The sequence below is a fragment of the Yoonia sp. genome (assembly GCF_042093035.1).
Taxonomy (GTDB): domain Bacteria; phylum Pseudomonadota; class Alphaproteobacteria; order Rhodobacterales; family Rhodobacteraceae; genus Yoonia.
Window position 1 is genome coordinate 1 of sequence record NZ_JBELFI010000036.1, and the last position, 20482, is coordinate 20482.

Consider the following 20482-nt stretch of genomic DNA (forward strand, 5'->3'; position numbering starts at 1 on the left):
GTCATTGGTCAACCGCACGGCCATATCCGCCCCGAATGCACCCGTTACGGTGGGTATCCCCAACGCGCCCATATCAGCGACAAAGCTTTCATAAAGTGCGCGGCCCTCATCCGGTTTCGCCGCCGCAGAGAAGCCCGGCCTGTTCCCGCGTGAGGTGTCCGCGGATAGCGTGAATTGGTTGACAATCAGTGCCTGACCACCGGTATCCACCAAAGAGCGGTTCATCTTGCCCGCGTCATCCTTGAAAATCCGCAGCTTGCTGATCTTCGCGGCCAAGGCTTTGCCCTTGGCAGCGTCATCCCCCTCCATCGCGCAGATCAGGATCAGAATGCCTTGCCCGACTTGCCCAATCACCGTGTTGTCGACACTCACCGAGGCCTCTGTCACGCGTTGGATCAATGCTCTCACAGCTCAGATGCCCATGGCGGGTTTGCGCCCGCACGACTGACCGTGATGGCAGCGGTCTTTGCGCCAAGTGTCAGCGCATCACCGATGACGTCGGGGTCCAATGTTGCAAACGCAGACTTGGTCAGAACACCCGCCTGATGCAAGCTGGCCAAAAGCCCAGCATTAAACGTGTCACCGGCCCCGACCGTATCCACGACCTGCGCCTTCTTGGCAGGCACGAAGACTTCGTGCTCAGCACTATAGCCGGTCACACCGGTGGAACCTTGCGTGATACAAAGTAGTTTCACGCCGCCTTCCACGACCCGTCGGGCTGCGTCCTCTGTCGTTTCATCGGGCATGAACCACGCCAAATCCTCATCGGACATTTTTACAATATCGCAATAATCGATCATCCGCCCCATACGTGCGCGGAATGCGCTCTCATCTGCGATAAAGCTGGGGCGCACATTGGGGTCCATCATCACCACCGCGTCAGAGGCATGTTGCGCCGCAAGCGCTTCATAGGCCGCGGCACAAGGCTCAACCGCGAGCGAGATGCCGCCGACGAAAAGCGCATCCGGCGATGTATCTGGCAAGTCGGGGGCGGACAGCATCCGGCCTGCGGTGTTCTCATCGTAGAAGGCATAGGACGCATGGCCGTCGGTCAATGTCACAAATGCCAGCGTTGTCGGGCGGTCCGACATGGCCGCCACGCTGCTGTCTACCTTTGACGCATCCAAATGCGCGCGCAGGACGTCGCCGAACAGGTCAGTCGAAAGGCCTGAGAAAAACTGCACCGGCACGTCCAAACGACCCAGCGCCACGGCTGTGTTCAACACCGCTCCACCCGCATGCGGGGCAAAGGCGTTTTCGCCGGTCGTCGCCTCGCGCGGCAACATGTCAATCAGGGCTTCGCCAGCACATAGGATCATCGGTTTGCCCTCTCGAAGGAATTACTGACTGTTGGCGATAACAAATCCTGCGCCAAGCGCAAGGACAAGCCCGATCAAAACCGCAAATGCGATTTTCCAGGCGGAATAGGGGCGCTCACCCTGTATGCGCCCCGTGCGCCCGTTTACCACGAAGCGATAGCTCTTGCCGCGATATTTGTAAGCGGCCACCCAGATTGGCAGCAGGATGTGTTTGAATGTCACGTCGCTGACCTGCGTCTGTACCGTTCCGACCCGTTGATCGTCACCACCGATATCATATTTGACATCGCGACGGATCATCCGATCCATGAAAGCGCGGGCCTCACCGAAGCCATCGACAAGTTCAACCTGATAGCCTTCAGCGCGAAACCCGGCCAGATATTCGGGTTTATAAGGTTCCAGAGCCGAGAGATCCCATGGTTCCAACCCATCGGTGTATGTCTTGGGCAAGGATCGGGATGCAAGCACCAGCACATCGTCAAAAAAGCGTGCTACCCGACCAGAGACAGCCCGCCAACGGGTTTTGCGCACACGGATTTGTTGGCGCTTGCCATCACGAATCACGGTGCGGGTTTCGTAGTAGAACGTGCCGCGCTGGCCGGTGTACCGGCTCTTGGTATCGGCATCGAAGGTCCAGTATGGCACGTAGATACCGTTCATTTTGCGGCCCTTTCGCGCGTATTCCGCCAAGCCGTTTGGGGCGAACCACAGACCACCCAACCAGTCCAACACGGCGGCTTTCGACGCCCGTTCGTCCATCGCAAAGGGCAGCAGCCCACGCGGTTTGATGTGCCGATGCGCACCTGTGTCCGTGACGAAGGGGGTCGCACAGAAGGGGCATTCAGCGGCGTGAATGGCAGGGTCATATTCGGTTTGTGCGCCGCAATTGGGGCAGGTATTCACGCGGGTTTCTTCCAGATCAGCATCGGCGAGCTTGGCGTTCACGGCTTGTTTGAAATCCAGCTCGCTGATGATACTGGCCCAAGGCCCGCTGCTTTCGATCGCGGCTGTGTTGCCGCAAAAATCGCAGGTCAACTGGTCGGTCGTCGGATCAAAGCGAAAATCTGCGCCGCAGTTGTCGCAAGGAAAGCGATGTTCGACCGTTGTGATTGTGCTTTCAGCCATCACAGGATCTTATGCATGAAGCGCGGTGTCATCACCCGTAGCGCACCGTCGAAAAGGACGTTATGTCGCCAGAATAGGTACAGACCGTGAAAGCTGCCAACCGCTAGTAAAACCAAAAGCGCGGCCCAGCCCGTGTCATGCGGAACGGCACCTACCAACGCCGTGCCGTTCAAGACAACAGTCACGGCCAGCACCGTATGCGTTGCGCGATGCACCCACCGAGAGACCGTGCGCAATACCCAGGTCAGCTTGGGACCGGGTTTGCACAACATGCCATTGGCCAGCGCCCTCGCGACCCGGATGCCGCCTTTGACCATCACAAGCGCCAGCATCAGGATCGACCAATGCAAGCCTATCGCCAGCCGTCGATGGGTCATGCGCCGGGAGGGGGTGGGGGCATGACAGTAAAGAGCTGGGCAAGCTCCATCACATCGCCCGCTGCCATCCAGCCGTCCTGACCTTGGGTCCAGACCATGCTGTCACGGCTCAGCTTGCCTTGGGTCACCATGCGACCCATTGCAGCCTTCGAGAACGGACCGGTGACGTCACCGCCCTTTGCAATATGCCACACATGCTCAACTGGCGGCGGTGGGGGTGGTGGGGCCGTTGCGACAGGGGCTGCACCCCAAGGGCCGCCTTGTGCCATTTGTCCGGCCATTGCCATCCCCATGCCGGCACCTAGACCGGCGGCCATGCCACCACCTGCGGGATTGTTGGCCGCAGATGTCATGGCCTCTGCCGCAGAGTACTGGGTGAATTTGCCCAAATCACCAGCCAACCCCATGGAGGTGCGTTTGTCCAATGCCTCTTCGACCGCAGGGGGCAGGCTGATATTTTCGATATAGAGTTCGGGAATGGACAGCCCGTATTGCTTCATTGTGCCGTCAATCGCGCTGGCAACCAGCTTGCCCAGATCGGCGGTGTTCGCGGCCATATCCAACACAGGAATTCCGCTAGAGGCGATAACACGGCTGAATTCCTGCACGATGATATTACGGATCTGATAACTGATCTCATCCATTGTGAATTCGCCGTCGGTCCCGACAATTTCACGCAGAAAAACAGCAGGGTCGGCGACTTTGACCGTGTAGGTGCCAAAGGCGCGCAGACGGGTCGGTCCGAATTCGGGATCGCGCACCATGATCGGGTTCTTCGTGCCCCATTTCAGGTTCGAGAACCGGGTGGTGTTCACATAATATATTTCGGATTTGAAGGGGCTTTGGAAACCATGATCCCAGTGTTGAAGTGTCGTCATGATCGGCATGTTGTTGGTTTCCAACATGTAAAGGCCCGGAGTAAAGACATCCGCCAATTGGCCCTCATGCACAAACACGGCCGATTGCCCTTCACGGACGGTCAGCTTGGCGCCGTATTTGATCTCATGGTCCTCGCGTTCAAAGCGCCAGACCATCGTGTCGCGGGTGCTGTCAGTCCAGTGGATGACGTCGATAAATTCGCCGGTGAGAAAATCGAAAATGCCCATGAAGAGCCTCCTTAGGTCAAGATGTGAGCGGCCCGCACGCCGGAGCGTCCGCGTCATCACGCAGGTGCGATTGGAAGAGTACGACAAGTGCAACCAGGTCGTCATTGCTTTTGTAAAGCGCGCTGAACTGAAAACACTGTCCCGGTCTGCCGCTGTCCCCGACTGCAAAATCAGAGCTGTCCGACAGGCGCGCCAAAACGGGCCCGGGGGCGTATGGGGCCATTTGATCTGCCAGGATTGCAGCAAAATCATCCATCACGCCAATTTGCCGGGGCGTTTGAAACGCCACAATGCCGCTTTGGCTGATTGCGGGAACAAGCTGTACGACACGCGCGAACGGGCCGTCTGACCAAACGAGCGCCATGCCCGCAAGGTCATCGTCCTCCGGATTTGCTGACATTCCAACAAGCCAAGCTGTCGTTTCGGGGGTGTCAATAACACTAGCGCCCCCATTCACAGGAAACATTGGATCGGTCACGCGCACTGAAGGCTCCGGCATATCCCAGCCGATGCTTTGGGCATAGACGGGTTCAAATCCCAGCTGTTGCGATACCCAGTCCCCGAAACGGTCCTGTGCAAACGTCGCCGAGGCAGTAAAAAGTAGCGCAAGGACAAGCAAGAGCCGCATCAGCTTTCCCCTTGCGCGAGGTATTCGCGTGCAATCTGGCGCGCAATCGGTGCGGCAACCGCTGGGTCCATGCCAGTCTGAAGACGCGGATCATAGAGCATCCGCAACAACAGCTCATCCTGCCGGGTGAGCAGGGCGAATTCCTCGTCATCATTGAAGATCGAAGGGCGTGCGCCGGGGCTGTCATTGGCCAGACCCATGCCTTGGGCCAGTTCTTCTTGAATGCAGGCACTACGCATCAGGCTGGGGTGTTCTGCGCGGATCAGGGCCACGGCCTTGGTGTAATTCGATTGACCGGGTGCAAAGGTGCCGATCACGACGCAAAGCTGTTCACGTGGCAGGTTCACGAAGCTGCGCAGGGTCGCATCGGGGATGTTGGGGATCAACGCACGTAACTCGTCACCAAAATTGCGCCGGTCGTCCTCGCCCAGAAACAGGACATGGAAATTCGGATTGCGATCGGTCAGGCGGATTGGCACGCCCGATATCCGCGATAGCCGGGCGGCGTAGGCGCTGACCGTGGCCTCATCCATGCGGCGCTGGTTGAGCGGGACGGTGTCGCCGAAACGGATCGACATCCGGATCGGGCCGGACCAGCGTCGCAGCTTTGAAACCGTCGCCTGTGGACGTCGTAGATCACTATCATCGCGGTATTCATTAAAGAGCGCGATCCGCACAAAATTGCGCGCAAGCTGCGTGTCGGTAAACGGCGTGTCAGGCCCGCCCCCATCGCCGCGCAACAACCCCTGCGCCAACAATTGGTCTTGCAGGCGCCCGTAATAAGCGGCCAGATCCTTGCTGGCCTGACTGGGTTCGACCGGGGCTGCATCCGCTGGCTGTTCTGGCAAGAGAGGCGCTGGCGGAGGCGGTAACACAGGCGGGGCCACCTGTGTGCACCCCATCACACCCGTCCCAAAGGCGAGCGCGATCAGGCCATATCTGATGCCCCTTGCCGCCATGTGCTAGTCAGCGCCTGCTGCAGTGCCGATCGTGTCGCCGGTGCCTGTCTTGCGGGCCTTGGCTGCGGCGAGTGTCTCCTTCAATTCCGCTTCCATCTTTTGCAACTCGACCTCGGCCTCAGCGCGCTTGCGCTTGCCTTCGTCTGCAATCTCAAGGCTTTCATTGATCGTCGCAATCAAATTGGCGTTGGCTTCTTTCACCGCATTGATGTCAAAGACGCCGCGCTCCATTTCCGTGCGGATCGCGGTGTTGGCCTGACGCAGGTTCTCCGCGTTGGCCTTGAGCAATTCATTTGTCAGATCATTCGCGCCACGGACGGCCTCGGCAGCTTCAGCAGAGCGTTGGATCGTGACGGCCTGTGCCAATTGGGTCTCCCAGAGTGGCACAGTGTTGACGAGGGTCGAATTGATCTTGGTGACCAGCGACTTGTCGTTTTCCTGCACCAAACGGATCGACGGTAGCGATTGCATTGTTACCTGACGGGTCAGTTTCAAGTCATGCACACGGCGTTCCAGATCATCGCGCGCCGCGCGCAAGTCCCGCAGTTCCTGGGCAACCATGACGGCTTGATCCTCTGGCGCGGCTTCGACTTCGGCTTCCTTGGCAGGGATCGTCGTGGCGTCGAGATCGGCGATCTTGGCCTCGCCTGCGGCGATATAGAGGCCCAATTCATCGTAGAATTGCAGGGTCTTGTCATAAAGCACATCCAGGCTTTCGATGTCTTTCAGAAGGACATGTTCATGCTTGAGAAGATCACCGGTGATATTGTCGATCTGGCCTTGGACCTCTTCGAAACGGGCGGCGAATTTCGCCATCGGCGCGGCGCGACCCAAGAGACGCTCCCACCAGCTACGCTCACGGCGAACATCCAACTCAGAGATCGAAAAACCACGGATCGTTGTCACGATATTGCGCAGGCTGTCACCGGCGGGCCCGACATCCTTGTTGCGCACGCCAGCCAACATCGATTGGCTGATTTCCTGCAATTCCGCTTGCGCAGAAGACCCGAAGGACACGATGGAATTCGTATCGCTGATATCAATCTCGGCCACGCGTTTTTCGATTTCAGTTGCCGTGGGCGCGTCGGCCGCTTCCAATGTAATGAGCTCACCTTTGGGTTCCGGCAGAACCACAGCGGTGACCTTCTCAACTTCGGCAAGTGCGGCTTCAGCTTTTTGACGGATTGTATCAGACATTATTCATTCCCCTTTGTTTTCAGATGCACGCCCTCACGTTGCAGACGGTCACGCAGTACGTTGATTTCAATATCCATATCGCTGCGGTCATCGAGCAGCATTTTTTCGGTGCGGGCGGCAAAGTTTTGTTCAAGATCGACGAGCAGGGCCTCAAAACTGGCGCGTGCATCGGCATCCTTGTTGCGCCGGTAGAGATCGACAAACTTGGTGGTCGCGTCACGCGCACCCATCAAATAGACGCTGAGATATTTGCGCGCGCCTGTCAGATCACGGGGGTCTTCCTCGACCGTGCGGATCATGCGGCGCGCGATCACTTGAAACTCTTCCACGCGTTCGGTCAGGCGGCGATCCGAGAGCGCGTCAATCTGCGCTCGCATCGTGGTCAAATGGGCCTCGGCCTCATCCACAACGCGGGCAACGCGGTCTTGCTGGAACGTATCAACCCCGTCCATCCGTTTGTCTTTCATCGGGTCGATCCCGAAAGTCGCGGTGTGCAAACCGCCAGCGGCGATGCCGTAAAGCACAGAGCCCACAATGCCACTATCGCCAAGATAAGCGGCAACCGCCACGCCCAGACCCGTCAGGGCGGTCGCCAGCATTTTGCGCGGCAGGGCCGGACGGCGGGCCACCTTGCGGGCATGGTAGGCGGCTTCCGCCTCCAGCCCTTCTTGCAGCAGCCAGGCGGCCAGGGTCAGGATGCCGGCACCCACAAGTGCAATCACAAGCGCGGCGGCACCTTCATTCAAAGAGGTCGCGGCAAGAATGACACCTGGAACATAAAGCAATTTGGCGCGCCCGCCTGCACGTTTGATCCGGCGTTCGCCCATGACGGTCTCGCGCGGGGCGCTTGCTTTCCCGTCAGGGCTGAATTCGCCACCGAAACGCTTGGCCATATCAGAGGCCCCCCAACCAGCCGGTGGTGACGCCAAACATCAGCAGAACCAGCAAAACATAGGTGATGCGTTGAAATTTCACGGGCATAATCTCGTCGTCCTTTCCAGTACCAGCACGGGCAAGCGCCTGAATTGTTCCCAAGGCGGCAGTGACTGCAAAGGCAACCACACCAATAAACGCCACCAAGAGGATCAATCGCACCATTTTTTCGTCACTTTTCCTTTGTTATTCACTTCTTAGATAGGAAGCAGCTACTGATTTACGAGTGTCTTTGAAGTGCCGCCCGTTCAGCGTTGAGCTTGCGGGTATAGCCGGACTGAATAATCTCAACCGCGACCAGAACCAGCACTGAGAAGTAGAACGTCGATTTCGACATCGGGATGATGTCTTGGCCGAACACCATGATCTGGAGGCTGTCGTCATCCATCGCATGGGCTGCCGCCGGACCGGATTCACCCAAAAGAACAACGCCTACAATCAGCAGTATGAACAGACCCAGCACTTCGTACATCCGGTTTTTTTCCAAAAAACGAGTGACACCATCTGCGAGGAGCAGCATCGCAAGACCAGACAGTATGATCGCAAAGGCAAGGATCGGGAAGACATCCGTGATCGCCAGCGCGGACAAGACACTATCGAACGAGAAGATCAGGTTCATCACGACAATCAGGACAACAACCTGCGCCGCCGACTTTGATCCCTTGCCTTCGACATCATGGCCAAGGTTTTCCATCGACAGCATGTGCCCGATTTCTTTCACGGCCGTATACATGATGAAGGCACCGCCAAAGACAAAGACGATGGTAGCGAAGTTAACGCCGCCCTCGATTACACCTTCCCAATCCAAGATAAAGAAGGGTTCTGACAGCGCATCAATAAGCCGGATCATCGTGAACAATAATACCACACGGAGCGCGACCGCGATGATGATGCCCCATGTCCGCACGGTTTTTTGCTGGGCTACGGGCGCGCGCTTGCTCTCAATAGAGATGTAAAGCAGGTTGTCGAAACCCAATACCGCCTGCAAAAAGCACAGCATAATCAAGTTTATAGCGTTTTCTAGCGTGAACAAGTCAGCCAAATCGGTGTCCCCCGTAAGATTTCGTCTCCGTCAGAATGCACACCACAAGATGCACGACAAGGTTCAAAGAGGGCGCTTTTTCCCCCTTGAAGGGCGATTGACCGTTTTTCGCGCAGGTTTCGGCGCGGGATTGCCGGAAAGTCCCAACTGATCGCGTACAACGCGCTGTTTGATCTCTTCGACTTCGCCTTGCTTAAGGTTCGCAAGTTGGAAGGGCCCATAGCTGACACGGATCAGACGGTTTACGGTCACACCGATGGCCTGCATGGCACGGCGGATCTCGCGGTTTTTGCCTTCGCGGATGCTGACGGTCAGCCAGGCATTGGCCCCTTGCTGGCGGTCAAAAGTGACGACCATCGGCTGATATGTGACGCCTTCGACGGTAATCCCTGCGCGCAGCTCATCCAGTCTCGCTTCGCTCACCGATCCGTTGATGCGCACGCGGTAGCGGCGCAGCCATCCGGTGCTGGGCAATTCCAATTTGCGCTTCATCTCACCGTCATTGGTCAGCAACAAAAGACCCTCGGAGTTCAAATCCAGACGGCCCACGGACATCACGCGTGGCATGGTCTCTGGCAAGGACGCAAAGACCGTGGGACGGTCCTTTTCATCGCGCTCGGTCGTAACAAGGCCCGCCGGTTTGTGATAAAGCCAAAGGCGCGCGGGATCAGGCTCGCCCACCATCTTGCCATCCACGACAATCTTGTCGGCGGGTGTGACGTTCAACGCGGGGCTAATGATGACCTTGCCATTGACGCTGACGCGCCCGGCTTCGATCATACGCTCCGCCTCGCGGCGGCTGGCAATGCCCGCGCGGGAAAGGACCTTGGCGATACGGTCGCCGCTGGGTGGGGTATGTGTCATGGCTCTTCCCTTAAGGGCGATCAGGTGCGCGCGCAATTGAATTGCCGCGATGGCTTGCTGAATGACGCGTCAAAGGGCATCAAAGCGGCATGGATTTTCGCAGTTACATGCATCTGGCACTCGATGAAGCGCGCAGCGCCGCTATGCGTGGTGAAGTGCCCGTAGGTGCGGTCATTGTGGGCCAACAGGGTGTTGTGGCGAAAGCAGGCAACCGGACCCGCGAATTGAATGACCCAACGGCCCACGCCGAAGTTCTGGCAATCCGCGCGGCTTGTGCGTCATTGGAGCAAGAACGGCTGACGGGTTACGATCTCTATGTCACGCTGGAGCCTTGCCCAATGTGTGCCGCCGCAATCAGCAATGCGCGTATCAGCAGGCTCTACTACGGGGCGGCAGATCCAAAATCAGGCGGTGTTGCCCAAGGCCCACGCGTCTTCAGCCATCGGCAATGCCATCATGCGCCAGAAATCTACGACGGAATCGATGCAGCCGCCGCTGAGACACTTCTGAAGACTTTTTTCGATGCGCGCCGCGGATAGGGAATTTCCAGAAATTCCACAACATATAATCTTCTAGAAGATCATGTTCCGCCAAGTGATTTTCTACAGGGTATGATGTCAAAAGAGAGGTGCCAAGATGGATTGGCTTCAACAGTTTGACGGCTATTGCGAGCGGACTGACTTCACCTATTGGTCAGAGCCGCTCAACGCGGTGTCGAACATCGCTTTTATCATCGCGGCAGTGATCCTTTGGCGGCGCTGCGCAGGTGTGCCGATGGCGCGGAGCTTGTCGGGCATCCTTTTTGTGATCGGGATAGGCAGTTATCTTTTTCACACCTATGCGACGGTCTGGGCCTCAGTGTTGGATGTCGTTCCGATCGCCATCTTCATCCTGTTTTATCTGTTCTTGGTAAACCGTGACATCGTACCAATGGGCGCGTGGAAGGCCGTTTTCGCGACCGCATTTTTCATTCCCTATGCAGCGACGACCGTGCCAGCACTCAACCGCGTGCCTTTCCTGATGATTTCAAGCTTTTATTGGACAGTCCCGCTTTTGCTTGCCCTCTATGCGATTTTCTTGCGACGCCGACCCGGCATTGCAGGCGGTTTTCTGACGGGTGCGGCGTTGCTGTCCGGGTCAATCATCCTCCGCTCGCTTGATGAAAGCCTTTGCGATGCCATCAAGATTGGCACGCATTTTGTCTGGCATATCCTCAATGGTGTGATGCTTGGCTGGATGATCCATGTTTACGCACGTCATATGCTTGCGACTGGCCGCACAGAGCGATAAACGCGGGAAAAGTTTTGCCGGAGAGAGCGCATGTCGATTGACACCGAAACAGCCCGCCGCGTCGCCAAATTGGCCCGCATCAAAGTGGAAGACGACGCCCTGCCTGCGCTGGCCTCTGAGTTCAGCGCGATATTGGGCTTTATTGAGCAGCTCAACGAAGTTGATGTGGATGGGGTCGAACCGATGACATCCGTCACACCGCAACGTCTGAAGCGCCGCGCGGATGTCGTCACCGATGGCAACCAGCAGGAAGCCGTCTTGAAAAACGCCCCCGATGCCCGTGAAGGGTTCTTTGCCGTGCCAAAGGTGGTTGAATAATGACGCAGCTTTCCAAACTGACAATTGCCGGTGCGCGGGACGCGTTGCGCAAAGGCGAAACGTCAAGCACAGAAATCACTGCCGATTGCCTGAGCGCCATTGCAGGTGCAGACGCGCTGGGCGCTTTCGTCCACCACACACCCGAAATCGCCACCGCACAGGCGGCCGCCGCAGACGCGCGCATCAAAGCGGGCGACGCGCCGGATATGTGCGGTATTCCACTGGGGATCAAAGACCTCTTTTGCACCAAAGGCGTGCCGTCGCAGGCGGCCTCCCGTATTCTCGAAGGCTTCAAGCCCGAATACGAAAGCACGATCACGTCAAAGCTCTTCGATGCGGGATCAGTGATGTTGGGCAAGCTGAACATGGACGAATTCGCTATGGGTTCTTCCAATGAAACATCCATTTATGGCAATGCGGTGAACCCGTGGAAGCGTGAAGGCGATGATGCGGCGCTCACACCGGGGGGATCATCGGGTGGGTCGGCCAGTGCTGTGGCGGCGGATCTTTGCCTTGCGGCGACCGGGACAGACACAGGCGGCTCCATCCGCCAGCCTGCCGCTTTCGTGGGGATCACGGGACTGAAGCCAACCTATGGCCGCGTGTCGCGTTGGGGGATTGTGGCCTTTGCGTCGTCGCTCGATCAAGCTGGCCCTATGACGAAAGACGTGCGCGATGCGGCGATTATGCTGGGCGCAATGTCCGGCCACGACCCGCTTGATAGCACCAGCGCTGATCTGGCCGTGCCTGATTTCGAAGCGGCACTGACCGGCGATATTCGCGGCAAGACCATCGGTATTCCGAAAGAATATCGCATGGATGGGATGCCAGCGGAGATCGAAAAGCTCTGGGAAGACGGCACCACGATGCTGAAGGACGCAGGCGCGAAAATCGTCGATATCACGCTGCCGCACACCAAATACGCCTTGCCTGCATACTATGTGATTGCCCCGGCAGAGGCGTCCTCCAACCTTGCCCGCTATGACGGTGTGCGCTTTGGACACCGCGCGGGCCTCGCGGCAGGTGACGGGATCACGGAGATGTATGAAAAAACCCGCGCAGAGGGCTTTGGACCCGAAGTGCAGCGGCGCGTTATGGTGGGGACCTATGTGCTCTCGGCTGGATTCTATGATGCTTACTACAACCGTGCGCGCCGCGTGCGGGCGCTGATAAAGCAGGACTTCGACAAGGTATTTGCTGATGGCATTGATGCAATCCTGACGCCGGCGACGCCGTCTTCGGCCTTTGGATTGGGCGAAATGACTGATGCTGACCCGATCCAGATGTATCTCAACGATGTGTTCACAGTAACGGTGAACCTTGCCGGATTGCCGGGCATTGCGGTCCCAACGGGACAGGACGCAAAAGGTTTGCCGCTTGGCCTGCAACTGATCGGGCGGCCTTGGGAAGAGGCGGATTTGCTGAATGTGGCCTATAGTCTTGAGCAGTCTGCAGGTTTTGTGGCCAAACCGACAAAGTGGTGGTAGGTTTTTCCCCAAAGAAAAGCGTAGCAGCAGGTAAATGATGATGAAGTCGGGCGTTTTGGTCGCAACACTCTTGGTCGGGCTCGTTGCCTGTACACCGCGGGTCGTGCCAACTGTGCAAGGGATTGGCTTTGATAGCCCGCAGGCCCGCGCCATACGTGATGCGCAGTTGGCGGCAGCCACGCCAAGCATTATACCGGAGCCGCAAGTCAACACGATCCCGTCGCAAGAGCCGCGGGAAATCGTTGACGTTCCTGTCGCCATCCCAACTGTTGAGCTACAAGCGGCGGGCATCGGGGTCGCGGCCCCGGCACCTGCACCTGCACCTGCACCTGCACCTGCACCCGCAACACCATCAACACCATCAACACCTGCGCCGCAACCCAACCTTGGCCCTGATCCATTGCGTGTCCTGGGTCTGGACGCATCGCCTGACAATCCGGCGCCGCAAATTATCGGTGGCGTCGGGCTCTCGGATGAACAAAACTTTGACGCGGTCAGCGAGCGCGAAACAATCGAAAGTGATGCAATGCGACGGGCGGCACAAATTGCCCTGCGTGAACAGGTCGCACCGACTGCGGTCCCCGACCGGCCCGGCGATGTTGGCCCCAATATCGTGGCCTATGCGCTGAATGCGCCAAATGTTCTTGGTCAGGAATGGTACAGCAGATCGCTGTTGTCAGGGCAGGCCCGCTTCCGCCGGAATTGCGCAGGCTACGCAACAGCGGACGACGCGCAGCGTGACTTCCTCGCGAGGGGTGGCCCTGAAAGGGACCGGCGCGGCATTGATCCGGACGGGGACGGCTTTGCCTGCGACTGGGATCCGGCACCTTTCATTCAGGCCGTCCAAAACTGAGACTGCGCTGGCAGCACTCACCCAATTATGGGCCGCGGCGCGATGGGGCACTGCCTGATCTCATTCTGATTCACTATACCGCAATGCAGTCCACAAGGGCGGCGGCGGATACGCTGTGCAACCCCGAAACGCAAGTCTCGGCCCATTACCTGATCGGGCAGGATGGTGAAGTGATCGCTTTGGTGCCCGAAGACCAGCGCGCCTGGCACGCAGGGGCGGGGCAGTGGGGGGATGTGAGCGACGTCAATAGCCGGTCCATCGGGATCGAGCTGGCGAACGCCGGTTCTACGCCATTTGCGGCGGCGCAGATGGACGCGCTTGTTGCATTGCTGAAAGACATCACGTCGCGTTGGGCGATCAGGCCGGAACGGGTGATCGGGCATTCAGATATGGCACCGGGACGCAAAATAGACCCCGGCGCCAGGTTTGACTGGCGCAGGCTGGCACTGGAAAACCTGTCGGTCTGGCCATCATCGGACGTGCGTGCGCAAGGGGCTGACCCTGCGGATTTTGTCGCCGCGATGCAGGCTTTCGGATACAGCGCGACGCAGGATGCCTCTTTGTTGCGCGATGTCTTTCGTCTGCGTTTCCGACCGCGACATGAAGGGCCGCTTGATGCGACCGATATGGCGATGATCCTCGAACTCGCCGGTCGTTTCCCCGTTGACGCAAAGGATGGTTCGGCCTAAGCGCGTGCTTGCGCGGATGGCTGGATGGCTGCGGCAGCAATGTCGAGGAAAGTCCGGACTCCAAAAAGCACGGTGCCGGGTAACGCCCGGCGGGGGTAACCCCAGGGATAGCGCCACAGAGAACAGACTACCTGCGTTTCGGCGCAGGAAAAGGTGAAACGGTGGGGTAAGAGCCCACCGCGCAAGCGGCAACGCAAGCGGCACGGCAAGCCCCACCGGGAGCAATGCCAAATAGGGACCTCGCGTCGCAAGACGGGGATGCTTGAACCCCAGACGGTCCGGGTTGGCAGCTAGAGAGCGCTTGGTAACAGGCGCTTAAGATGAATGGTCATCCATCTGCAGGCAACTGCGGGGGACAGAATCCGGCTTATAGGCCATCCGCGCATATTCCCCCGTTTTGACGCGGGTTTAAGGTTGACTCGGACGCGCGCAAGCGTAAAAGGCAGCTTCAATGAGATTAACGCGATGTGCCGCGCGCCGGCCCGCAACCAGGAGAGATGAGACATGGCGAAGCCTACCACCATCAAGATCCGCCTGAACTCCACTGCGGGGACCGGGCATTTCTATGTGACGAAAAAGAACGCACGTACAATGACCGAAAAGATGGTCATCAAGAAGTACGACCCCGTTGTGCGCAAGCACGTCGAGTATAAGGAAGGCAAGATCAAGTAATTGATCTGCTGACCTCACCGCATATAGGCCGCGCATGAGCGTGGCCTTTTTGCGTTTTAAGGCACGGGGTTCATCAGGCCAGCAGCACCAGTGCCAGACTGACGAGAAGCCCGAGCTGTGCTGCCAAAGTCATCCACATGCCAGTCGTGCGCAGTCGCCAATGCAGGCCGTGGAATGCAAAATAGGCCCCGTGCAATGAGCGCCCTGTCACGATGACTGCGGCAACCGCAGCAAGCCAGGCTGTGTTCGCACCTTGCAGCTCTGACAGACCCATCAGGATCAGTGCGATTGGCATTTGCTCAACCGCATTTGCATGTCCCCGGATCGCCTTCATCAGCGCACGATCATTGTTGTCGCCATGCACGACTCCGCCGCGCCTGCGCAACTGGACCACGCGGACCGTCAGCAACAGGATCAGAAGTCCGGCAAACAGGGCCGTAAGCGATGTAATGGGCAAGGAAATCATCATATCAGGCTGTTAGATACAAAAAGGGCCGATGTCACCACCGGCCCTTCCAAATTCAAAACATGTCGCGCTACTATTCGCGGCTGCCGAAGAGTTGCAGCAGGAACATGAACATGTTGATGAAGTCGAGGTAGAGGTTCAGCGCGCCCATGATGGCGGCTTTGCCCAGCCACTCCTTGTCGCCATGCTCTGCATGGGCGAGGTATTCTGTCTTGATCTTCTGCGTGTCATAGGCTGTCAGACCTGCAAAGATCAGCACACCCAGAATGGAGATCGCAAACATGATCGCAGGCGACTGCAGGAAGATGTTGACGACCATTGCGACGATCAGGCCGATCACCCCCATAATCAGGAACGCGCCCCAACCTGAGATATCCTTCTTCGTGGTGTATCCGTAAAGGCTCAGTCCGGCGAAGGCGATGGATGTAATCAGGAACACCTGCGCGATAGAGAAGCCCGTGAAGGCCACGAAGATCCACGACAGAGACAGGCCCATGACGGCGGCGAAAGCATAAAAGAACGTCTGTGCGGCTGCCGCCGAAAAGCGGTTAATCATCGCGCCGAAGCCAAAGACCATTGCAAGCGGCGCAAACATCACGATCCAGCCCAAAATGTTCGGCTGCAATGTGATCGGGTCACGGAACATACCGAGCAAAGCAGGTGCTGTGCCGACGGCCCATGCCACCGCAAATGTAATCAACATGCCTACGGACATTGTGCCGTAGACCTTGTTCATGTGGGCGCGTAGTCCCGCGTCAATTTCAGCCGAGCGTACCCCGCCGGCCGTTCTGATTGTATCAAATTGAGCCATATGTGACCTCCAAAAAAAAACAGCGGCGCCGTTCTGCGGCATCCTTGCGAAAGATATTGGCAGGCGCCACCGCTTTTTCAAGGTCATAACACGCGAAATGAGACGTTTCCGATCATTTTGGGCGGGAATGTCGCAGGCGTGTGATTTCAGTCTCAATAATACCAGCGCTGGGGAACGTCCCAACCCGATTTCTGGGCCTCATTTTCAGCCTGTGTACGGCTAACCCCAATGTCATTCAGCAAGTGCTGGTCCAAAGCCGAAAGCTGGCGGCGTTGCCGTGCCAAAGCGAGGAAAGTCATCAACCGCGCGTGCAGTGAAACGGACCGCGACTGGCGGGATGAATGCGCGATTATTTTATTTGCTGAGTGTGCCATGTCATTCTCTTTTGTGATATAAATGTACGTTTACATTTCGATGCTTGATACATAGGGGGCATTCATCCATAATAAAAATGAATGTTATTGAACTTAAGCATCAAGGAAATTGATATGGCGCGAAATCTCGATATGACGGCGCTACGGTCTTTTGTGGCGGTTGCGGATATGGGCGGGGTGACGCGGGCGGCAGGCATGTTGCACCTGACGCAATCTGCGGTTTCCATGCAATTGAAACGCCTTGAAGACGCATTGGATCTGGCTTTGCTGGACCGCTCCGCGCGCACGATCGGGCTCACGCCTGCGGGTGAACAGTTGCTCGGGTTTGCGCGCAAGATGCTTGAGATCAATGACGAGGCGCTCTCACGCCTTACGGCTACGGAATTTGAAGGGGAACTGAAATTCGGCGTACCGCACGACATTATCTATCCCGCGGTTCCGGCGGTATTGAAGCAATTTGCGGCCGCATTTCCGCGCATGCAGGTGCGCCTGATCTCGGCGCCGACCCGCAGATTGCTGGGGATGTTCGGGCGGGGTGAGGTCGATCTGATCCTGACCACTGAGGAAACATGCGGCCCCGGCGGGCAGGTCTTGGTCGAATTGCCGCTTTTGTGGATCGGTGCAGTGGGCGGGCAGGCATGGCGCAGGCAACCTTTGCCAGTTGCGTTTTGCGGCAATTGCATTTTCCGCAGCGGGGTGTTGCAGGCTTTGAACACAGATGGGATCAAGTGGCACATGGCCGTCGATTCCGAGGCCGACAATGCGGTGGAAGCCGCAGTCAGCGCGGATTTGGCCGTGCATGTGGCCCTCAAGGGCAGTCTGCCGCCACAAACCGAAGTGATCGAACACGCAGGTCTTTTGCCCGCGTTGAAGCCGCAAAACATTAACCTATACGTGCTCAAGCCCGAGGATCGCCCAAGTGCAGCGATGGCTGAGATCATCCGGCGGTGTTACGCGTTACCTCCGATCATGCCGCAGTTGGCTACGGCCTGACCACGACTTTCCCCGTCGACTTGCGGTCGCGGAGCAATGCAAGCGCTTTGGCAGCGTCTGGCAATCGCAAGACCTGACTAATATGCGGTTTCAGCCGCCCTTGGGCGTGCCACTCCATCAATTCGGCCAGACTGTCGGTCAGTGCGGTTGGGTTGAATTTCAGATAGCCGCCCCAATAGAAGCCAATCACGGTGATGTTTTTCACAAGCAGGATATTGGCCGGTATCTGTGGTACATCACCGCTGGCAAAACCGATCACAATCGCGCGGGCTTCGCGGTTGCAGGCGCGTAAGGCGGCCTTGAACGCAGCGCCGCCAACCGGGTCATAAACAACATCCGCCCCGCCAAGCGCCTTTACTTCTGCGGCAATATCCTGCGTTTCACTGTCAATCAGATGATCGGCCCCTGCTTGCTTGGCAACGGCCAGCTTGTCAGGACCACGCGCGACAGCAATTACATGCGCGCCCATGGCCTTGCCGATTTCCACCGCCGTGAGGCCGACGCCACCTGCTGCACCCAGAACCAGGAGGGTCTCTCCCTTTTTGAGTTGTGCGCGACGTGTTATTACCAAATGTGATGTACCATAAGCTATCATAAATCCCGCCGCAGTTGTATCATCCATCGAATCGGGAACCAAACGACACAACGCTGCGGGGAACACGCCTTGATCTGCAAGTCCGCCTTGACCACCAAAAACCGCGACGCGGGCGCCGATGGGTGGGTTTTGCACGCCTTCGCCGTGGGCTTTGACGATGCCACAGACCTCCATGCCGAGTGTGAATGGCGGGGTCGGGGTGTCCTGATAGCGTCCTTTTTCCATAAGGGTATCAGCGAAATTCAGCCCACAGGCAGCAATATCAAGCAGAACTTCGCCCGCCTGCGGGGTTGGTGCTGCGACGGTCTCAAGCGTGGCGGGTTTGTTGAAATCAGTGACTTGAAATGCGCGCATCACGCTGTCTCCCTTATTACAAAGGCTCTTGTGCCAGCGTCGATACGCCTTTTAAAGCGAATTCTACCCCGAATTCTGCCCCGAAATTCCAGATACACAATGAAACCTTGGGTTGAACCTGTACTTTTAGGCAGGTCGCGGTCTGCAACCGTTGCGTGTCCAATGTAATCTCTGCCATGACTGGGGACGGAATGATTGAAGTTGTTAAACCATCATTACTGAACCGCAAATAAAAAACACGTCACGTGTGTTGTGTGCGTGCAAATGTGAGGAAGACATAATGAAACACCCCGTTGACGTACATGTCGGCAAAAGAATTCGGCAACGCCGCTGGATCAATGGCACGACGCAGCAGCAGCTTGCTGAAGCGGTTGGAATCAAATTCCAGCAAATTCAGAAATACGAAACCGGCATGAACCGCGTCAGCGCGTCCCGTTTGTGGGATATCGCAAAGGTGCTCAATGTGGACGTGTCGTTCTTTTTTGAAGGTATCGCCGTGGATCAGGATAGCGCCAAGGGCGCATCTGACATGCCAAGCGACGTCCTGACTGACAAGGAAGCGCTTGAATTGCTGCGTTCGTACTATCTGATCCCTGAAAATCAGCGTCGCCGGCTGTTTGATCTGGCCCGCGTTCTCAGCGAAGCGGCCTAGCCGCGACTTGACCTTGCCTGCTGGACCGCGCTACCGCCTGACAGGTGGTAACGCGGCCAAAGGAAGGTGTCATGCAAATCGATCAAGCGACCCAGACGGAGCTGCAGCGCGTCGCGAATACCTTGGCGGATGCCGCGCGACCCGTCACCTTGTCGCATTTCCGTACAGATGGTCTGAGGGCCGATAGCAAAGTTATTGCTGGCTTTGATCCCGTCACTGTCGCTGATCGGGGCGCCGAAATGGTCATGCGTGACCTTTTGGCAAAGATGCGCCCGGATGACGCGATTTTGGGCGAAGAATACGGCGCGACTGCCGGCACAAGTGGCCTTACCTGGGTCCTGGACCCGATCGACGGGACGCGCGGCTATATCAGTGGCACGCCGACATGGGGCGTGTTGATCGCCGTGAGCGATGACACCGGCCCACGCTTTGGTATCATTGACCAACCCTATATCGCAGAACGCTTTTGCGGCGGCTTTGGCGTGGCCAGTTTGGACGGCCCGCAGGGCACGCGAACACTCAAGACACGCGCGGCGCGGGATTTGTCGCAGGCGACGGTCGTCACTACCTTCCCGCAGGTCGGCACCCGGTCTGAGGAGGCAGCCTTTCAAGCGGTCGCCAGGCGCGCGCAACTGACCCGCTACGGTTTGGATTGCTATGGCTACGCTTTGCTCGCGCTCGGCCAGATTGATCTGGTTATCGAGGCCGGTTTGAACGCCTATGACATTCAGGGCCCGATGGCCGTGGTGCAGGCCGCAGGTGGTATCGTGACGGATTGGCAAGGCGGCCCGGCGCATGAGGGTGGCAGGGTCATTGCAGCGGCCAACCGAGATATTCACGCACAGGCACTTGCGATCCTGCAGGCGCATGGCGATGGGTAGACTGCTCATTCAGGCTGCCGATTTTGCTCTGACAATGGATGACGCACGGCGTGAGTTGACGGGTGCTGATGTCCTGATCGAGGATGGTGTCATCACGCAGATCGGTCACAATCTGCAGCCTACTGAGACCGCGACATTCAACGCTCGGGGTAAGATCATCACCCCCGGTTTGGTCAACACACATCACCATCTTTTCCAAACCCTGACACGCGCGGTTCCCGGCGCGCAGGATGCACTTCTGTTTGGCTGGCTACAGCGGCTCTATCCGATCTGGGCGCGGTTCGGACCGGAGGAAATGTTCATCTCTGCCCAGATCGGGCTGGCGGAATTGGCGCTGTCCGGTTGCACGCTGACGTCCGATCACCTCTATCTTTATCCCAACGGCGCGCGATTGGACGACACGATCGCTGCCGCAGGCGAGGTCGGTTTGCGTTTCCACGCCACCCGCGGCGCGATGAGTATCGGGCAAAGCGCAGGCGGTCTGCCGCCAGATGCGC

At 57.7% G+C, this 20482-nt stretch carries 27 protein-coding genes and 1 other RNA gene; 12 read left to right on the forward strand and 16 right to left on the reverse strand.

The genetic code is table 11. The annotated features are described in order from the left end of the window. From dtd to ACFDSS_RS06885, 12 genes are all read right to left on the reverse strand, one after another. Positions 1–408: D-aminoacyl-tRNA deacylase (gene dtd, locus ACFDSS_RS06830; protein ID WP_375255018.1), on the reverse strand; the 408-nt coding region annotated here is incomplete at its 3' end. Continuing rightward, positions 405–1319, reverse strand: coding sequence for a carbohydrate kinase (locus tag ACFDSS_RS06835; RefSeq protein WP_375255019.1), 915 nt, complete (start codon positions 1317–1319; stop codon positions 405–407). The genes dtd and ACFDSS_RS06835, both read right to left, overlap by 4 nt. A 21-nt stretch (positions 1320–1340) precedes the next feature. After that, complete coding sequence (locus ACFDSS_RS06840; RefSeq protein WP_375255020.1) at positions 1341–2444, reverse strand: primosomal protein N' (replication factor Y) - superfamily II helicase; 1104 nt, start codon at positions 2442–2444, stop codon at positions 1341–1343. Then, positions 2444–2821, reverse strand: a complete 378-nt coding sequence (locus ACFDSS_RS06845) for a hypothetical protein (protein WP_375255021.1) — start codon at positions 2819–2821, stop codon at positions 2444–2446. Before ACFDSS_RS06845 ends, ACFDSS_RS06840 begins: the two co-directional genes overlap by 1 nt. Next, a complete protein-coding gene (locus ACFDSS_RS06850) occupies positions 2818–3927 on the reverse strand; it encodes an SPFH domain-containing protein (RefSeq protein ID WP_375255022.1) in 1110 nt (369 codons plus the stop codon). The genes ACFDSS_RS06845 and ACFDSS_RS06850 overlap by 4 nt, the downstream gene beginning before the upstream one ends. Positions 3928–3943: 16 nt before the next feature. Continuing rightward, positions 3944–4555: a hypothetical protein gene (locus tag ACFDSS_RS06855; protein WP_375255023.1), complete on the reverse strand. Its 612-nt coding sequence runs from the start codon at positions 4553–4555 to the stop codon at positions 3944–3946. Beyond that, positions 4555–5514: a DUF2927 domain-containing protein gene (locus tag ACFDSS_RS06860; protein WP_375255024.1), complete on the reverse strand. Its 960-nt coding sequence runs from the start codon at positions 5512–5514 to the stop codon at positions 4555–4557. Before ACFDSS_RS06860 ends, ACFDSS_RS06855 begins: the two co-directional genes overlap by 1 nt. 3 nt (positions 5515–5517) lie before the next feature. Then, complete coding sequence (locus ACFDSS_RS06865; RefSeq protein WP_375255025.1) at positions 5518–6711, reverse strand: toxic anion resistance protein; 1194 nt, start codon at positions 6709–6711, stop codon at positions 5518–5520. Next, on the reverse strand, positions 6711–7604 hold the full coding sequence (locus tag ACFDSS_RS06870) for a 5-bromo-4-chloroindolyl phosphate hydrolysis family protein (RefSeq protein ID WP_375255026.1): 894 nt from the start codon (positions 7602–7604) through the stop codon (positions 6711–6713). Before ACFDSS_RS06870 ends, ACFDSS_RS06865 begins: the two co-directional genes overlap by 1 nt. 1 nt (position 7605) lies before the next feature. Then, positions 7606–7809 (reverse strand): hypothetical protein, encoded by a 204-nt coding sequence (locus ACFDSS_RS06875; RefSeq protein WP_375255027.1) that lies wholly within the window; start codon positions 7807–7809, stop codon positions 7606–7608. A 55-nt stretch (positions 7810–7864) separates the two neighbouring features. Continuing rightward, complete coding sequence (locus tag ACFDSS_RS06880) at positions 7865–8686, reverse strand: TerC family protein (protein ID WP_375255028.1); 822 nt, start codon at positions 8684–8686, stop codon at positions 7865–7867. 63 nt (positions 8687–8749) lie between these two features. Next, the gene (locus tag ACFDSS_RS06885) at positions 8750–9550 is read right to left on the reverse strand and encodes a pseudouridine synthase (protein WP_375255029.1); all 801 of its coding nucleotides are present in this window, start codon (positions 9548–9550) and stop codon (positions 8750–8752) included. Positions 9551–9639: 89 nt separating this feature from the next. Here ACFDSS_RS06885 and ACFDSS_RS06890 point away from each other — a divergent pair, with 89 nt between their 5' ends. The 8 genes from ACFDSS_RS06890 to rpmG all read left to right on the forward strand — a co-directional run bounded on the left by ACFDSS_RS06890 (position 9640) and on the right by rpmG (position 14859). Next, positions 9640–10089, forward strand: coding sequence for a nucleoside deaminase (locus ACFDSS_RS06890; RefSeq protein ID WP_375255030.1), 450 nt, complete (start codon positions 9640–9642; stop codon positions 10087–10089). A gap of 97 nt (positions 10090–10186) precedes the next feature. Beyond that, entirely contained in the window at positions 10187–10840 is a 654-nt protein-coding gene (locus ACFDSS_RS06895; RefSeq protein WP_375255031.1) for a ceramidase domain-containing protein, read from the forward strand. Positions 10841–10870: 30 nt separating this feature from the next. Continuing rightward, the gene (gatC, locus tag ACFDSS_RS06900) at positions 10871–11158 is read left to right on the forward strand and encodes an Asp-tRNA(Asn)/Glu-tRNA(Gln) amidotransferase subunit GatC (protein ID WP_375255032.1); all 288 of its coding nucleotides are present in this window, start codon (positions 10871–10873) and stop codon (positions 11156–11158) included. Beyond that, on the forward strand, positions 11158–12645 hold the full coding sequence (gene gatA / locus ACFDSS_RS06905) for an Asp-tRNA(Asn)/Glu-tRNA(Gln) amidotransferase subunit GatA (protein ID WP_375255033.1): 1488 nt from the start codon (positions 11158–11160) through the stop codon (positions 12643–12645). The genes gatC and gatA overlap by 1 nt, the downstream gene beginning before the upstream one ends. 34 nt (positions 12646–12679) lie before the next feature. Then, positions 12680–13498, forward strand: coding sequence for a hypothetical protein (locus ACFDSS_RS06910; RefSeq protein WP_375255034.1), 819 nt, complete (start codon positions 12680–12682; stop codon positions 13496–13498). A 2-nt stretch (positions 13499–13500) separates the two neighbouring features. Continuing rightward, the gene (locus tag ACFDSS_RS06915; protein WP_375255043.1) at positions 13501–14187 is read left to right on the forward strand and encodes an N-acetylmuramoyl-L-alanine amidase; all 687 of its coding nucleotides are present in this window, start codon (positions 13501–13503) and stop codon (positions 14185–14187) included. Between the two features lie 12 nt (positions 14188–14199). Then, positions 14200–14573: RNase P RNA component class A (gene rnpB, locus ACFDSS_RS06920), an RNA gene on the forward strand. 118 nt (positions 14574–14691) lie between these two features. Beyond that, on the forward strand, positions 14692–14859 hold the full coding sequence (gene rpmG / locus ACFDSS_RS06925) for a 50S ribosomal protein L33 (RefSeq protein WP_008233681.1): 168 nt from the start codon (positions 14692–14694) through the stop codon (positions 14857–14859). A gap of 73 nt (positions 14860–14932) precedes the next feature. On the opposite strand, the gene ACFDSS_RS06930 is transcribed toward rpmG, so the two are convergent. From ACFDSS_RS06930 to ACFDSS_RS06940, 3 genes are all read right to left on the reverse strand, one after another. Continuing rightward, positions 14933–15328, reverse strand: a complete 396-nt coding sequence (locus ACFDSS_RS06930; RefSeq protein WP_375255035.1) for an MAPEG family protein — start codon at positions 15326–15328, stop codon at positions 14933–14935. Between the two features lie 70 nt (positions 15329–15398). Further along, positions 15399–16136: a Bax inhibitor-1 family protein gene (locus ACFDSS_RS06935; protein WP_375255036.1), complete on the reverse strand. Its 738-nt coding sequence runs from the start codon at positions 16134–16136 to the stop codon at positions 15399–15401. Between the two features lie 152 nt (positions 16137–16288). Beyond that, positions 16289–16510, reverse strand: a complete 222-nt coding sequence (locus tag ACFDSS_RS06940) for a DUF1127 domain-containing protein (RefSeq protein ID WP_375255037.1) — start codon at positions 16508–16510, stop codon at positions 16289–16291. A gap of 114 nt (positions 16511–16624) precedes the next feature. On the opposite strand from ACFDSS_RS06940, the gene ACFDSS_RS06945 reads away from it, so the two are divergent. Next, positions 16625–17503 carry a LysR family transcriptional regulator gene (locus tag ACFDSS_RS06945; protein WP_375255038.1) on the forward strand — a complete coding sequence of 293 codons (879 nt, stop codon included), beginning with the start codon at positions 16625–16627 and terminating at the stop codon, positions 17501–17503. Here the strand turns inward: ACFDSS_RS06945 and ACFDSS_RS06950 are convergent. Beyond that, on the reverse strand, positions 17493–18452 hold the full coding sequence (locus ACFDSS_RS06950; RefSeq protein ID WP_375255039.1) for an NADPH:quinone oxidoreductase family protein: 960 nt from the start codon (positions 18450–18452) through the stop codon (positions 17493–17495). The genes ACFDSS_RS06945 and ACFDSS_RS06950 overlap by 11 nt on opposite strands. Before the next feature lie 280 nt (positions 18453–18732). On the opposite strand from ACFDSS_RS06950, the gene ACFDSS_RS06955 reads away from it, so the two are divergent. The 3 genes from ACFDSS_RS06955 to ACFDSS_RS06965 all read left to right on the forward strand — a co-directional run. Continuing rightward, the gene (locus ACFDSS_RS06955; protein WP_375255040.1) at positions 18733–19104 is read left to right on the forward strand and encodes a helix-turn-helix domain-containing protein; all 372 of its coding nucleotides are present in this window, start codon (positions 18733–18735) and stop codon (positions 19102–19104) included. A 71-nt stretch (positions 19105–19175) separates the two neighbouring features. Next, entirely contained in the window at positions 19176–19985 is an 810-nt protein-coding gene (locus ACFDSS_RS06960) for an inositol monophosphatase family protein (protein ID WP_375255041.1), read from the forward strand. Beyond that, the coding region (locus tag ACFDSS_RS06965; protein WP_375255042.1) for an amidohydrolase family protein at positions 19978–20482 on the forward strand (505 nt) is incomplete at its 3' end. The genes ACFDSS_RS06960 and ACFDSS_RS06965, both read left to right, overlap by 8 nt.